Here is a 15076-nt window from a genome sequence, read left to right on the forward strand (position 1 = left end):
TGATAACACCCCACCTCACTGACATCTTCGGATGTGAATGGTGACTGAGAAGAATTCTCGCGTCCACTTTGTGGTTCCCGATTTACGGTCGGGAACTGCGCCCAGCTAACACAGCTAGGCATCGCTCTTAGGAGAGATGTCGGAGCATGTTTCTGGCCCAGACTGATACATAAATCAATAGTGTTTCGGCGGCCATAGCGAGAGGGAAACGCCCGGTTACATTCCGAACCCGGAAGCTAAGACTCTCTGCGCCGATGGTACTGCAAGGGGGACCTTGTGGGAGAGTAGGACACCGCCGGACTTAAATTGTGGGATAGCCACACCCTTCGGGGTGTGGCTATTTTGCTTTAACGACCCTTTCCTGACAGCGAGACCCCGCGGAACCCAGTTTCGCGGCGTAGCGTGAAGAGCGGATGTATGAGCGGCCCTCCCGCGAATTCCTCACCTCAGGGCGCGCGCGACATCCTCGAGACCAGGAGGCGACCATGCAGGTCATCGTCAACACGGATAACAACATCACTCTGAGCGAAGAAACGATCGCGTCGATCACGACGGAGCTTGAGTCCAAACTCGCTCATTTCAGCGACCACCTCACGCGACTCGAAGTTCATCTGAGCGACGAGAGCGCTGGCCGCGGCACCGGTGACGACATCCGTTGCCAGCTCGAAGCACGCCCCGAGAACCGCAGCCCGGAACTCGCGACCGACAACGCGGCGACCCTGCACGCTGCTCTCAACGGTGCCGCTCGCAAGATGCAGCAGGTGCTCGAGAGCACCTTCGGCCGGGCCGATCAGCACAAGGGTGCGAGCTCGATGGGCGGCGTAGAACCCCGCTAACGCGCGAACAGCCGCGGGTTTACATTCGTCGGCGCAGTCGGGCGAGAGTACGCGTTTACCCACCGGCTATCGCGTCTACTTCGGGCTCGCCTCGGTGTTGAAGCGTCGATGCTCCGCTACCGTGCTTCGAGACGGCCGGCCGCGATTTCTCGATCGACCATCGCTTCGAGGGCCTCGGCGAAGGCCGTGGCAGCGGGCGATAGGCGGCGGGTGTTGGCCCAGCGTAATCCGATCTTGCGGGAAGCATTTTCCGCGTTCACGGGAACGACAACCAGGCTGTTGTCGCGCACGATTCTGGTACCCAAGGCACCCATGATTCCGATCCCCAATCCGGCACGGACGAAGGAGAACACGGTCGTCGGCTGGGTTACGGCGAGGCTGCGTTCGTAGTCGAATTCGACATGCTCCAGGAGCTCCCGGAACTCGAGTCCCACGTGCGGGTCGAGACCAGCCTCTCCGGTTGTGATGACCGGTTTGCCCACGAGCTGCTCCAGCTCAAGAAAGCCTGCTGAGGCCGCCGGATGATCGAAGGGCACGACGGCGCGGAACGGGTCAGTCAAGAGGGCCCGCTGCGCGATACCGAGGCGCGGCGTGATCTCCATCGGGCTGATTCCCAGTTCGATCGTGCGGTGCGCGAGTGCCTCATCCAGCCAATTGTTAGCGCCTTCGTGCACTTCAAAACGGACGTCGGGATGGGTCTCGGAGAACTCGGCAAGCAGCGGAGCGATGAGCATTGCGCTAACGCTCGGTACGCTTCCCACTGCGACATTGCCCCGTACTTGGCCCTGACCAGCCGCCACTGCGGCCAGCGCCGACTGCCACTCCGTGACGGTCGCACGTGCATGGGGGAGAAACGCGGTGCCGGCAGCGGTGAGCGTTGGCGGGTGCACATCCCGGTGGAAGAGTTGAGCGCCAAGCTCGGTTTCGAGGGCCGCCACATGGGCGCTGATCCGAGACTGCGAGCGATGGAGGGTGCGGGAGGCCGCGGTGAAACCGCCCTGCTCGTGCACGGCGAGAAACGATCTGCACCAGACGAGTTCCATGCTGCAACCTTAGCGACCGAGGGTCATCCGCTCATCCGTTGGACGCTGCGGAGCGGCTGGCTCGGGAATGGGCCCGGCGAGAAGCGGGTCGTGGGTATTCCGCATGAGCTTTTCGAGTCGGGCGACAAGGTCGGCTTGCAGCTCGGCATACTGCGGATCGTCGATGAGGTTGGTGAGCTCCGAGGGATCCGCGGTGAGGTCATACAGCTCCTCGGCGGGCCGCGGATCGTTGGGCCAGTCACCCATCCCGGCTCGGGTCGAGCTCTCCTCTAGGTCAAGGGGCAGCGGCACTCGGACGCCCTGCTCGAAGTTGCGGATGTACTTGGCGTTCGGGGTGCGGATGGCACGGATCGGGTCATAGCGATCGTGGAAGCTCTTTTCGAGCAGGAGTTCTCGGGTATCCGGCGCTGCATCATCCGTTGTCTGCAGGCGAGTAAGGATGCTCTCGCCCTCGAGCTCGTCCGACGGCGTGCCGCCAGCAACGGTCACGAGTGTCGGCACGATGTCGAGGTGGCTGACGATGTGGTCGCGGCGGCCAGGCTCAACACCGAACGACTCCGGCGGGCGAACGATGAAAGCGACCTTGACTCCCGAGTCGTAGAGGGTGCTCTTGGCGCGCGGGAAGGCGACCCCGTGGTCGGTCGTGAAAATGATGAGGGTGTCGCGGCCCTTGGGCGACGCGGTGATGCGGTCGATGATCTGGCCGACCGCGGCATCCATCTGGCGAATAGCTCCGTGGAAGGCCGCGATGTCGTTGCGCGTGTCTGCGTTGTCGGGCAGGTACGGCGGCACGTCGACGGCTGCCGGATCCGCGTATTCGTAGTCTTCGGCTGGCCAGGGGCGGTGGACTTCCCAGATGCCGATCGTCAGCAGCGTGGGGGTATCGTCGCGCGGTTGCTCGTACCACCAGTCAACGCGGCGGGCCACCTCCATCGCGCGAGGCAAGAATCCGAGGCCGTGCACTTCGTCGTAGCCGAGCACGCGGGCATCGAAGTCCTCATGCTGCAGCCCGATGAGAGCGCTGCGGTAACCCTCGCGGCGCAACAACTCCGGCAGCGTAGTGACGCCCGGCTTGTACTGCCACCCAGCATGGGTGAGGCCCATGAGCCCGTTTTGGTGCGGCAGGCGGCCGGTGAAGATAGAAGATCGTGCAGGGGTGCACAGTGGTGCGGTCGCGAAAGCTGCATCGAAGATCACGCCGGAGTCAGCGAACGCCTCGAGGTTGGGGCTGGGCACCGACGGCATGCTGTAGCAGGAGAGCCAATCGCCGAGGTCGTGGCAGTGGATGAGGACGATATCTGGTTGGGAGACCATCGGGGCAACTTTCGTGTCAGGAGGGGGAAAAGAGAGCGCTCAGCGCGGGGGAGCGGTGGTGAGGCCGGCGCCCCCGCGCTGAGAGAGAGCGACTAACCCATGGGGTAGCCGGCATCCTGGACTACTTGGGTGACCTGCTCCTGCATTTGAGCCATACCGTCTTCGGGGCTTACGTCACCAGCAGCGATCGCGGCGATGATGGGCTCCGAGACCGTGAGGAACTCGGTAATGAAGGTGAAGCGGAAGGGACCAACAGCGGTCGGCGCTGATTCGCGAACAACATCCAGATAGGCGCTTGTTTCGGCGCTGAGGCCGTCAGCATCGTAAGCGTCGTCGCGCGTGGGGATTCCGCCGGCTTCAGCGAAGATCTCCATGCCGTGCTCGGACGTGACCCAGTCGATGAAGTCGACGGCGAGTTCGCGACGGTCTTCGGGAAGGTCAGCGGGAAGAGCCAAGTTCCAGAGTCCGGTGGCGGATGCTGCTCCGGGCAGTACCGCGTAGCCGACCTTGCCGACGACATTGGAACTGGATTCGTCATTCATGCTGCTCGCTGCTGCGGCTACGACATCCAGCTGTCCGGCGTCGCCACCCTGCATAGCGGCGATGGCTTCTGCCTGACCGACAGCCTTGGGGTCGGCGGGGCCGAGCTTGGCGAGTTCGCGGAAGTCGCGCGCTGCTTCGAGCGCCTCGGGGGTGTTGAAGGCGGGGGTCCAGTCGGTGCCTTCGTCGACGAAGAAGCTGCCGCCCACTCCGTGAAGCAGGCCAGCGAAGTCGTAGGTCACTCCGGGAGCGCCGGGGATGCCCTGGTAGCGCTGCACGTAACCGTAGCGGGCGGCATCCGCATCTACGATTGCTTGGCCGTTGGCAATGGTCTCGTCCCAGGTCGTGGGAACCGAAAGGCCGAGGTCATCGTAGATGTCGGTGCGGTACATCAGAACCTGCAGGTTGCCCATGAGCGGCAGGCTCGTCACGTCGCCGTCGGCAGAGAAGCTGCGCGTCTCTGAGTTCCAGTTGGTGACGTTGTTGTAGGTGAAGATCTCGGGGTCGAGGGTGTAGCCCGCCTTAGCCTCGGTGAAGGGCATCAGGATGCCGGAGTCATTCAACTGGGCGAGATCGACTTCGTTGACTTGGTAGACGTCGAAGGTGTGATTGCCGGTCTGCGCATCGTTGAGCACCTGGGTTTTGACGTCGGGGTTGGGGAAGGGGCGGAGGTCAACGTCGACTCCGGTCTCGTCCTCATACGCCTTGACGACCGCGTCGTAGGCCGGGTTCCACGGAGCCTGACTGGTGATGACGACGAGGCTGTCGCCGGAGCCGAGAGCTCCGCCGGTGGTGCTGCCTGAGCATCCGGTGAGGGCAATGCTCATCGCGGCGACGCTGCCGATTGCGATGAATGCTTTCTTCATTAACATGTACTCCTAGCTGTGAGCGGAAACCAAACAGGACGGGCCTGTTTAGCCTTTGATAGCGCCGGCAGTGAGCCCAGCGACGATTTGGCGGTTGGCGAAAATGGACATGACGATGATGGGGATCGCAGCGAGCGTTCCGGCCGCAGCGAGTTCGCCCCACGTGACCGCGAACGGTTGAAGTAGGCCGGCGATGCCGACGGTGACGGGTGCGGTGGCTCCGCCGGAGGTGAGCGTGAGACCCATCTGAAACTCGTTCCAGGCCATGATCGCGGTGAAGACTCCGACGGCGGCGATGCCGGGGCGAACGACGGGGAGCATGATCCGCAGGAGCACTGTCAGCTCGCTGGCGCCATCCATGATTCCGGCTTCGCGAAGCTCTTCGGGGATGGTCGAGAAGTACGACGACATGAGGAGCACCGCGAAGGGAAGGTTGAGGAAGGCGTTGACCAACACGAGCCCGCCGACTCCGCCGATCAAGCCGAGATCAGAAAGCAAGACGTAGAGGCCGGGCAGCAGCGTCATGGGTGGAATCAACGGAATGAAGCCGGCGATCACGAGCGCCGGGATAGTGATCCAGCGTGGCGGGTGCAGTCGGCTAAGCGAATAGCCGGAGAGCGTGCCGATGACGAGGCAGATGGCGACCGTGCCGAGCACGATCAGGAGGCTGTTGCCGATCTGCGCGACGAAAATGCCATCTTTGAAGACGCGCTCAAAGTTGCCGAGCCAGAACGGGAAGTCCCAGCTCGAGGAGACGATGGCACGGTTGGGGAGGAACGCGAGCAGCGTCGTGAAGGCAATCGGGATAATGCTGAGAACGAGCACAACCCCGAGAGCGATTTCTACGCCAAGGTTGCGCTTGGTGCCGGCGGTCTGGGCGTCGCTCATTTTTCGACCTTCGATCGGGTGAATAGCACGGCGCCAAGAACCAGCGCAGTGAGGATGACAACCACGAGCGAGAACGCAGAGGCTTCGCCGAACTGGAGGCTGTCGAAGAAGAGAGTCTTGATGTGTTGCGTCACGAGCGTTGTCGCAAAGTTGGGCCCGCCCGAGGTCAGGAGGTACATCTCGTCGAACGCCTTCACTCCCATGATCACTCGCACGACAACGACCGCAGCGATCGCGGGGCGTAGCGCGGGAAGCACGACGTGCTGGATGATGCGCCACTCGTTGGCGCCATCGACCCGAGCAGCCTCGAGGGTTGCTCCGTCGATGCTCTTGAGGGCCGTATAGAGGAAGAGGAAGACGACCGGAGTCCAGTGCCAGACATCCACCACAATCACCGCAGCCATGGCGGTTGATTCTTGGCCGATCCACCCTTGGATTGGCAGGCCAAGGGAGTAGAGCGCCTTGTTGAGTCCGCCGGCGGTGGGGCTGAGCAGGAGCAGCCACATCAAGCTGACGACAACCGGGGCGATCACGGCAGGCCAAATGAGCACGTTGCGCGCTAGCGGGAGGAGGGTGATGGCGCGATCAACGAGCAACGCGAGGGCGAGACCAACGATCAACGAGAGAACTACGGTTGCCGCAACGAAGATAACGGTGTTGCCGAGCGAGCGAAGACCATTCGCATCAGTGAGTACGGCGCCGAAGTTCGCGAACCCGATCCAGGTCCACTCAAAGATTCCGCCCCGAATCTGAACATCGGAGAGAGCCATGCGGATGACCTGGCCGAGCGGGTACGCGGCGAAGATAGCCCCAAAGATAATGAACGGCGCGAGGGCCACGATCGCAAAGACGGGCTTCGGGCGAGAACGCTTGCGCGCGGTCGGGCGCGGAACTTCCGTTCTTGCGGCGTTGGTGGTTGCGACCATTCTCGATACTCCATCGTGTCGGGCGGCCTGCGAAGCGCCGCGAATCCCACGGTAGGGCGCTCGCCGACTATCTGTCCAACACGTAGTTCAGAAGGTGCCTATCCGCTTGACGGATGGGGTGGGCAGATGCTGCCGTCGCGCCAGCGCAGGCGGGCGCTCAGAGGCGGGTCGCCCAAGGGATTCGAAATCATCCGCATTATCCTGTGTGTTGCCATCGGCGCGCTGGGGCTTTTCTGGACGGTAACGCGGGTCTTCGGGCTGTAAGTCGTGGGTGAAGTAGCCGGGCGAGCGCTGGTCGCGGCGGCTGTCCCCTTTATTGGGGACACCTGGGGGCTTTACGTAATCTTATAAAGTCTTATAAAGTTATGACAAGCGGCAGGAAGTGTCGCCGGCCTTCACCAGGCCAACAGACGCGGACAGGCCGCGCACATCCGAGGAGTTTCCCATGCAGATCCACACCGCCCTAGAGTCCAACCTCGTTGCTGTCACCATCGACGGCCGCTTCGACATTCACGGCATCGAAGAGTTCGACCGTGTGGTGACGGAACGCATCGACGCTGCTCACAGCAATGTCATCCTGAACCTCGCCGGCGTTGAGTTCATGGATTCCAGCGCGCTGGCCGCCATGGTGCGCGTGCTGAAAGCAACAGTCGCACTCGCCGGTTCGGTGACGCTGACCGAGATCTCAGACTCAGCCCGCATCATCCTCGAACTGACTCGCCTCGATGCAGTCTTCAACACCGAGACCGTTCCGACGCACGTTTCAGCTCGCGAACTGGTCGCAGCGTAACTAGCGCACGCCAACCGACGGTCGATCAGAGCCGTCGCGCACCATCGCATCCTCGCACTCAGCGGCTGACGCGCGTTGCAGAATGATTGCAACATCCAAAGAATGCTTCAGGGGTGGGCTAGTTTCATGAGGGTGGGGATGACACCGCTGAGGGGCGTGACGGTGATGCGAGAACGCATCGCTAGTCTGCGCGCCGCAAGAAGATCTCGCACCGCTCGCGAGCAACTCGCCGAGAAAGACCCCATGCGCCAGCACGAACTGCGCATCGCGCGGAGAATCGTCTGGGCTGTTTCTGCTCTCTACTTCGTGCTCGCCTTCATTATTTTTCGTGAAGTTCTCTTCGCTATCCCGGCCGTACTGCGCGGGGACTCCGTCATCGTCGGTGACGAACTTGTGCCGTTCTTCAATGTGAACAGCCAACTTCTTGAGCAAGCCGCTGGGCAGTTCAACGAGCTCACTAATGGGTACGAATTTCGGGTTCGCTACTCATTTTTGACGACCTGGCTTCGCTACTATCACGTGCTGCCCTTCGCCATCCTGCTCGTCATTCCTTCGATCGTGATCGCTGCGTATCGAGTAGTCGTCTGGTTCATCACCGACGTCTTTCGTACTCTCTCGCCGGTCACGGTGGCCCTCGCATCGGCGCTCCCGGTCGGCCTGATTTACGCCATCGTCTTCTACGCCAAAATCACTCACTTCTACACGCTCGCCCTTGGTCTCGCCATGGTGACGATATCGACCCTGCTCATGCTGCACGCGTTGCTGTTCTCGAAACGGGGCTGGATTCGGCGAGCGCTGATTGCCTGCCTCGTCGTGCTCTTCAACCCTGCGGTGCACTACCTCGTCCTTTTCGGCGTCTTCGTTGCGGTCGCCGGAGTCACGCTGATTCTTGGTGAGCTCGCGCTGTGGATCCGCTCGGGTGGGCCGCGGCGACTCGGCACAGCGCCCCACCGTATGCGCGTCGCTCTGAGTTCGAGTCGACGAAGGCGCCTCACGCTCGCAAAGATGGGCCAGACAACTCTCGGCCGTGGTGTCGTCGCGGTCGCGATTTTCGTAGTGGTAACCCTCATTCCCTACGTACTGTTCGTGAACTTGGTCGCCTTGCGGGGGGTGGAGAACCTTTCGGAGACAGTGCCCGGCGACTATTACTTCATTCGAGACGCCTCCGTTTCCTGGCTTCACGTGTTGAGCTGGGATCTCGCCGGAATCATGGACAAGATTTTGTACGGCGATTACCTCGCCAAAGTTCCCCGCGTGAGCAACCTCGTCTACACCCTCGTCTTCTTGGTGCCCTTCGTCATCCCGCAAGTTCGACGCTCTCTCCTGGTTACTCGCGCTCATCGCCAACTATTCGGAGTGCTCGCGGTAGTGGCCGCTTTCGCGCTGTGGGCCACGATCGGTTACGCCGAACCGCAGTGGTTCCCCAGTTTTCACCGTTCGCTCGCCGCGGTAACCCGCACGCTCGCCGCCACCGATGGGCCGATCGGTTCACTGACGCTCGATGTCGCCTCGACCATTGTGCAGGTGCTTCGCTTTCCCCACCGCTTCCAGTTGCTGCTTTTCGTTCTCGCTCCGCTCGTGATGTCGCTCACTCTGGCGTGGGTGATCGACGCGCTGTACAAGCGGTGGATGGGCAAAAGTGCGCTCGCGGTATCCGCTAATAATCCCCGTCGGCGTAACGATGCTGTGGTGCTTCGGGCCACGGCCGTGATCGCCATTGCGTCGGTATTTTTCGCTCCGCTGCTGTCGAACTCGAACTACCGAACGGTCTTTTTCTCGGGCGATTTCGGGACATTCTTGGCTCCTTATCCCGTGCAAGATCTGAAAGAACTCAAAGCCGCCCTGCTCGAATTGGATGAGGGTAAAACGGTGGTCTTGCCACCAACAGAGACCGCCAAGCTTGTGACCGATGACAATGGAATCGATCACAAGTTCATCGATAAGTTCTTCATCTATTACCTTGACCAGCCGAGCTTTTATTACGGCTTAACGGGCGATAGCTACAACAAGTTTGAGTTCTTCCTCATGCTTCGCGGGCTCTATTACCAGCAGGATTGGTGGATTTCGGTCGCCCGCGATATCGATCTTCAATACTTCATCGTCAACAAGAAGCTGCGGGACAATCGTGGTGTCGGTGCCGAGTATCTGCCCGACGTTGAGACATTCATCGGGCCCGCAATGGAACGTCAAGAGGACATGGGCTTCGTCGAGCAACGGTTCGAGAATGACAGCTATGTTCTCTACGAACTTGTCGACCGACCACCAGAAGATCGCACGACGCTACTCATCGACTCGAGCTGGAGTGACTACCTCGCGCTGGTTTGGAACCGGCTGGAACTATCACGGTGTTACGACCTCGAATACCTTCCGTATGCGGACGAATCGACCCTGGATTCCCTGGCCGGAAGTGACCCGCCACTGATCTATTCCAGCTCGGCAGTAGGAACAGCACTCGATGCGTGGACTCTGCAGCACCGAGAAGAATTCTTCACGCCGTCGCCCAAAATTTTTCCGTTCAATTCCGACATCGTTGCCTCGAGCTACTACCTCTCCCCGATGTTCCGTGCGTTCTTGATGTTTTCGACGACTAAATGGAATCGAACGGAAATGATTACGCCCGGCGTTTTCGGCACGGTGAAAGGCTCCTTCGTGGCGTTGCCCCGCCCGACTCAATTCACGCTTGAAGCCTCGGTGCCCAGCGATGGCGAGTACCGGATGCTCTTGAGAGGAGCCGCGGCCGGGAACACCCTGGAGTTGGATTCGCCAACGCTCGATGTCACTCGCTCGGTCGAACTTCGCCCTTCAGAGGGGACAATCGATTTCTTCTCGGAGGAATCCGTCTATTTGAGCGACCGCGTCCCGGTCGACACCACACAGTTCAGTATTGAGGAATTAGAGGTGCAGATCGATTCCGGTCTCGTGCCGGTGAACTCCCTCAACGAGTACCACGATCTGGGAGTGGTGACGGCAACAGCGGGCTCGCATACTCTTCGGTTCGACAAGCTTGACGGTAATCCGCTGCTGGTTGAAGGGATCGTGCTGATCCCCGAAGCGGAGTATCAGACCATCGTCACCGAACCGAGCGTGCCGATCGTAACCTCGCCCGCAGATCTGGAATGCACGACCCAGTACGACGTCTTCGGCCCCGATAGTGACGGGTACGTAGACCCGGCAGCGAACGAGGCACATGCCGACCTCACGCAAGACGAGCTGCTCAGCTTGGCTGCCGCTGGCGTCGACGATCTTGCGCCGGATGAATCCGGTGGTTTGGGCGCTGACTGGCTTGTTCTGCTGTTGGCATCGCTCTTGGTCCTCGGCGCCGGGCTCACGGTGCGCTCACGTACTCGCCACATCCCTGACACAGAAGAAGGTATAGGTCATGACTAAGAATCCCCGCCGCATTGTGGTGCTTGGAACCCACGGCCAATACAACATCGGCGACGAGTTATTGCTCGCGACCTTCTTGAAACAGTTCGGCGACGCGAATTCTTATGTAGTCAACACCTACGACGCTGATGACACCGCGGCGAGAATCGGCGACGAGTACTCGGTGAGAATGATTGACACCGCTGGAGGGCGTCTTCAGCTTCTGCGCTATCTGCGCGGAGCCGATGCGCTCGTCTTCGCGGGCGGCAGCATTCTGAAGGAGCTGTCGGCGGCGACCGGGCGGAATCGGTACTCCACCCTGCTCATGATTCTGGGGGTGGTGACTTTTGCCCGCTGGATCACGCGCACTCCGATGGCCATGCTCAATATCGGGGTCGGCCCGATTCGCACGCGAGTGGGCCGACGACTTGCAGGGCTGATCCTCGCTCAAGTCGAATTGGTGGCGGTGCGTGATGAGACATCGGCCGCTCTCTGTGCGCGGATTGGGGTGCGACGCCCGGTGATCAGCGGCGCGGACGCGGTGTTCTCTGCTGACCCCGAATGGCTGCTGGGCGGTGCGGCGTCGGCGCGAGCTGATTCACGCCGAGCGGCCGATAGCACTCTGCGAGTAGGGCTCAGCCTGAATCACGACATTGACGCCCCGGAAATCTGGGAACACTTCTTGGCATCGCTCGCAACCGCTCTCGACGGGCTCGCCGACGCACGACCCATTGAGATTCACGCTCTTCCGATGCAAAGCCGCGGCAAAGAACATGACGATGCGTCGGTACTGCGCAGCTTTGCCGAGCGTGTTCCGGGCATCACGGTTATCCACCACGAACTCAATGATCACCATGACGTGGCGAATGTGATCTCGCGCTGCGACGTGGTTGTCGCCGAGCGATTGCACGCCCTCATCACGAGTGCAGTGCTGGGGGTGCCGATTGTGCCCCTTGCTTATGACGTAAAGGTGAGGGCCCTCGCTACGGCTCTCGGGCTTGACTCAGCGACCGTCGATATGGCTTCGCGCGTGGAGCCAGAGCACATCTCGGCCGCGCTCGCGGAGGTCGTGGGCGATCTCGACGCCTCTCGTCGCGCACTGGCGGGCAACACTCAGCGCCTAGCAGCGCAGGCCAATTCTGGATTCGACAGCGCTCGGGCCTGGCTTGCCGGGGCACGATAATGTCGCAGACTGAGAACCCGTCGCGCGGGGTTCGCGCGGTCGTCAGCGGTACGGCGTTGCTGTCGTCCACCATGTTGGCCGTCAGCGCCGCGAACTACGGTCTGAACCTTGTGCTCGCGCGACTCATGAGTCCCGCAGAGTTTGGCGATGCAAGCTTGGCAATCACTCTCGTCTTGGCTGCCGCAGTGGTCGCCGCAACGCTCCAATTGGTCGCGTCGAAAGCGGTCGCTTCGGTGCCGGAGACCGCAGAGGGTGCTCGCCACACCCTGATGCGGGGTGCTCTCATCGCGGGGTTGATAGTGGTTGTGGTGATGGGGGGAGGAGCCTGGGTTCTCGCTGATCTGCTCAATACCTCGACGCCGTGGATGTTCGTGCTCATCTCGCTCGGTCTCCCGATCTATTTCGTGCAGGCGGTGCACCGCGGTGTGCTGCAGGGGCAGTTGCGGTTCTCGCGCCTCGCACTCACCTACGGCGTTGAGGCCGCTGTACGGGTAGTGGTCGTGCTCGTTCTCGTGATCGCCGGCCTCGGTGTAATTGGCGCTTCCATCGGAATCTTGCTTTCCTTCGTTGCCTCAGCGACGGTTGCTCGAGGCCGGAGGGTGGCGGCGGGGGAGCGGGGCGCGGCGGTGCCCTGGGCTGTATTGCGCGCTACTGTCACCGCGGCTGTGATCTTGCTCATTGGTCAAACGCTCATGAATTACGCGGATCTTGTTTTGGCGAAGGCCACTTTCGATCCCCAAATCGCGGGAGTCTATGCCGCCGCTGCGGTGCTCGGTAGAGCAGTTTTCTTTGTGTCCTGGTCGGTGGTGAATTCTGTTTTCCCGGTGATCGCATCGCGGTCGACGTCGCCAGCGCAGCGTCTTCGAGCGATCGGAGTCGCCATCGGCATCATTGCGGCAGTGGGGGCGGCGGCAACAACCGCCGCGGCGCTCTGGGGTGAGGTCGCGATCACTTTCGCATTCGGTTCAGAGTATGCAGCGGCCGGTGCGTTGCTGGTTCCGTATTCTCTCGCTACTTCCCTGTTTGCTGTTGTCAACCTTCTGGCGGCGGCCCGCGTCGCGCTCGGGATGGCGGGTGCTCCGATCCTGCTATTGGTGGCAGCGGCGGTGCAAACCGTGGCCCTTGTCCTGTGGGGCACTAGCCCGGAATTGCTGGTGTGGCTGCAGGTGGCGGGCACCGGGGCTGCGCTGATTGCGATGGCGGCGTTGTGGTTGGTGCGGCCACTCTCTCGAACGGATGCATCAGCAATTTCCTAAAGCTCTTTACATTGCTTTATAAAGCGTTATATAGTTGGGGTGACCGAGGGGATCATCATGAACACTGTTACACCTACTTACGCCGCATACGCTCAATGGCGCGATGTCGTCTGCGAGGGCGAACTCGATGTCAGCGTCGTGATCCCGGCCTACAACGAGCAAGAGCGCATCATCCCGACAATCGGCGCCTTCGCCGCTGAAATGGCCCGTTTGGGTTTGAAGTGGGAGCTCATCATTTCGGATGATGGCTCTAGCGACGCGACTCGCACCCTCGTGGGCTTGATGGGGCATGCGAATGTGCGCCTCGTCGAAGCGCCGGCAAACGCGGGCAAAGGCGCCGCGGTCCGCCGTGGATTTACAGCAGCACGCGGTCGAATGGTGCTTTTTTCGGATGCCGACAATGCGACTCCCGTTCAAGAGCTTGAGGGCCTGATCGCTCGAATCGAAGCCGGCGCAGATGTCGCGATCGGTTCTCGAGCGGCCGACGGCGCGGATGTCGGCGAGCGTTCGCTGCTGCGCCGCGCCATGAGCGCAGGGCTCCGTACGGTCGTTCGCGTCGGTCTCGGTATCGGTGTAGAGGACACGCAATGTGGTTTCAAGCTGTTCACTCTCAACGCTGCACACCGCATCAGCCACGCGCAGACCGTTGAAGGCTTCTCGTTCGACCTCGAGGTATTGCACTTGGCGGAGCGGTTCGACTACTCGATCGCCGAAGTTCCCGTGCGATGGTACGACGTTCCCGGTTCGAAAGTGCGTCCGGTTCGCGACGCACTTCGCTTCTTCTCTTCGATCGCACGCATCCGTCTCAATGGAATCCGCGGGGTTTACAAGAATGCCTAACACTACGATCGCTGTTGTCACAGCACTCAGCCCTAGCCCGACCACTCTTGCCGAGTACGGCTTTCATCTCCTTACTGCGCTTGGTCGCAAGCCTGGCGTGCGGATCGTCGCGCTTGTCGAGGATGGGGACTTTGACTACCCGGCGATTGACGGCGTTGAGATTCGCAAGGCGTGGAAGTTTGGCTCGCTGACCAATCCGGTGCGCATCGCTCGCGCTGCCCATGCGGCGAGTGCGGATGTTGTCTTGATGAACGCGCACTTTACGAGCTTCGGATCGTCAAAGGTCTCGGCCGCGCTTGGGTTGCTTTCTCCGGCCGTGATGCGTCTGTCTGGTATTCCGGTTATCACGCTCATGCACAACATTATGGAGACTGTGGATCTTTCGGCGGCTGGCTTCAAGTCATCGGCCCTCGGCGAAAAAATCGTTCGGGCGATCGGCACGGTCTTGACGTGGTTCGTGCTCCGCTCAAACCTCGTCACGACGACACTGCCTCGCTATGTCGAAATTTTGCGCTCTAAGTACGGGGTAAGCAATGTTGCTCTTACACCCCACGGTGCCTTTGACGGCGAGCCCGTGACGGAACTCGAGAACCACGATGGAGCTGCGCCGGAGATCGTGATGACCTTCGGAAAATTTGGCACCTACAAGAAGGTCGAGCAGCTGATCGAGGCAGTTCGAAGCCTCAAGCGACCCGGGCTGGTCCTCACTATCGCTGGCACCGACAGCCCCAATACGCCGGGATATCTAGCGGATGTTGAGGCGCGTCTCGGCGGCCCCGACGTCAAGTTCTTGGGCTACATCGCAGAAGAAGACGTTGCGGGTGTTTTCACCGAAGCCACCGTGGCAGTTTTTCCATACACGGCAACCACCGGAAGCTCCGGGGTGCTCCATCAAGCCGGATCGTTCGGGTGCCCGCCGATTCTGCCTCGCATCGGTGATCTGGAGGACCTCGTCGTCGAAGAGGGGTATACCGGTGGGTTTTTCGAGCCCGGGAGTGTCGAGGACCTCGCGATGGCGATCGAACGGCTGCTCGACGATGCCGACGAGCGAGCTCGCATCAGTGCGATAAACCGCGCTGCATCGCGTGGCCTCTCATTGGAAGAGGTGGCGGATTGGTATCTGCTCCATGCCAGCACCTTGGCCCACGGGGACGCGCTGACAATCTTCCGCTCCGCGAGTGCAGTGGACTCCGCGAAGGACGCAAAACTTCATAAAGTTTTGTAGAGT

12 protein-coding genes and 1 rRNA gene are annotated in these 15076 nt (G+C 61.1%); 8 read left to right on the plus strand and 5 right to left on the minus strand.

The window, feature by feature from the left end:
- Nucleotides 1-184: 184 nt before the first annotated feature.
- Together rrf and I6E58_RS09690 are read left to right on the plus strand one after the other, a co-directional pair.
- Nucleotides 185-301, plus strand: a 5S ribosomal RNA gene (gene rrf, locus I6E58_RS09685).
- Nucleotides 302-485: 184 nt separating this feature from the next.
- Entirely contained in the window at nt 486-836 is a 351-nt protein-coding gene (locus I6E58_RS09690; RefSeq protein ID WP_197133026.1) for an HPF/RaiA family ribosome-associated protein, read from the plus strand.
- A 116-nt stretch (nt 837-952) separates the two neighbouring features.
- Here the strand turns inward: I6E58_RS09690 and I6E58_RS09695 are convergent, their stop codons facing one another.
- From I6E58_RS09695 to I6E58_RS09715, 5 genes are all read right to left on the minus strand, one after another.
- Nucleotides 953-1879 (minus strand): LysR family transcriptional regulator, encoded by a 927-nt coding sequence (locus tag I6E58_RS09695; protein WP_197133029.1) that lies wholly within the window; start codon nt 1877-1879, stop codon nt 953-955.
- A gap of 9 nt (nt 1880-1888) precedes the next feature.
- Nucleotides 1889-3193, minus strand: coding sequence for a sulfatase (locus I6E58_RS09700; protein WP_197133032.1), 1305 nt, complete (start codon nt 3191-3193; stop codon nt 1889-1891).
- Nucleotides 3194-3285: 92 nt separating this feature from the next.
- Complete coding sequence (locus I6E58_RS09705) at nt 3286-4599, minus strand: ABC transporter substrate-binding protein (protein ID WP_197133034.1); 1314 nt, start codon at nt 4597-4599, stop codon at nt 3286-3288.
- A 48-nt stretch (nt 4600-4647) separates the two neighbouring features.
- Nucleotides 4648-5487 (minus strand): carbohydrate ABC transporter permease, encoded by an 840-nt coding sequence (locus I6E58_RS09710; RefSeq protein WP_197133036.1) that lies wholly within the window; start codon nt 5485-5487, stop codon nt 4648-4650.
- The gene (locus I6E58_RS09715) at nt 5484-6413 is read right to left on the minus strand and encodes a carbohydrate ABC transporter permease (RefSeq protein WP_197133038.1); all 930 of its coding nucleotides are present in this window, start codon (nt 6411-6413) and stop codon (nt 5484-5486) included. The genes I6E58_RS09710 and I6E58_RS09715 overlap by 4 nt, the downstream gene beginning before the upstream one ends.
- Before the next feature lie 445 nt (nt 6414-6858).
- Here I6E58_RS09715 and I6E58_RS09720 point away from each other — a divergent pair, with 445 nt between their 5' ends.
- The 6 genes from I6E58_RS09720 (at nt 6859) to I6E58_RS09745 (ending at nt 15073) form a co-directional block, all read left to right on the plus strand.
- Nucleotides 6859-7203 (plus strand): STAS domain-containing protein, encoded by a 345-nt coding sequence (locus tag I6E58_RS09720; protein ID WP_197133040.1) that lies wholly within the window; start codon nt 6859-6861, stop codon nt 7201-7203.
- 138 nt (nt 7204-7341) lie between these two features.
- Complete coding sequence (locus I6E58_RS09725) at nt 7342-10590, plus strand: hypothetical protein (RefSeq protein ID WP_197133042.1); 3249 nt, start codon at nt 7342-7344, stop codon at nt 10588-10590.
- A complete protein-coding gene (locus I6E58_RS09730) occupies nt 10583-11752 on the plus strand; it encodes a polysaccharide pyruvyl transferase family protein (RefSeq protein WP_197133044.1) in 1170 nt (389 codons plus the stop codon). Before I6E58_RS09725 ends, I6E58_RS09730 begins: the two co-directional genes overlap by 8 nt.
- Nucleotides 11752-13008: an oligosaccharide flippase family protein gene (locus I6E58_RS09735; RefSeq protein ID WP_197133046.1), complete on the plus strand. Its 1257-nt coding sequence runs from the start codon at nt 11752-11754 to the stop codon at nt 13006-13008. Before I6E58_RS09730 ends, I6E58_RS09735 begins: the two co-directional genes overlap by 1 nt.
- Before the next feature lie 57 nt (nt 13009-13065).
- Nucleotides 13066-13848, plus strand: coding sequence for a dolichyl-phosphate beta-glucosyltransferase (locus I6E58_RS09740; protein WP_197133048.1), 783 nt, complete (start codon nt 13066-13068; stop codon nt 13846-13848).
- On the plus strand, nt 13841-15073 hold the full coding sequence (locus I6E58_RS09745) for a glycosyltransferase (protein ID WP_197133051.1): 1233 nt from the start codon (nt 13841-13843) through the stop codon (nt 15071-15073). Before I6E58_RS09740 ends, I6E58_RS09745 begins: the two co-directional genes overlap by 8 nt.
- The last annotated feature ends 3 nt before the right edge of the window (nt 15074-15076 follow it).

The organism is Salinibacterium sp. SWN1162, assembly GCF_015864675.1.
Classification (GTDB): domain Bacteria; phylum Actinomycetota; class Actinomycetes; order Actinomycetales; family Microbacteriaceae; genus Rhodoglobus.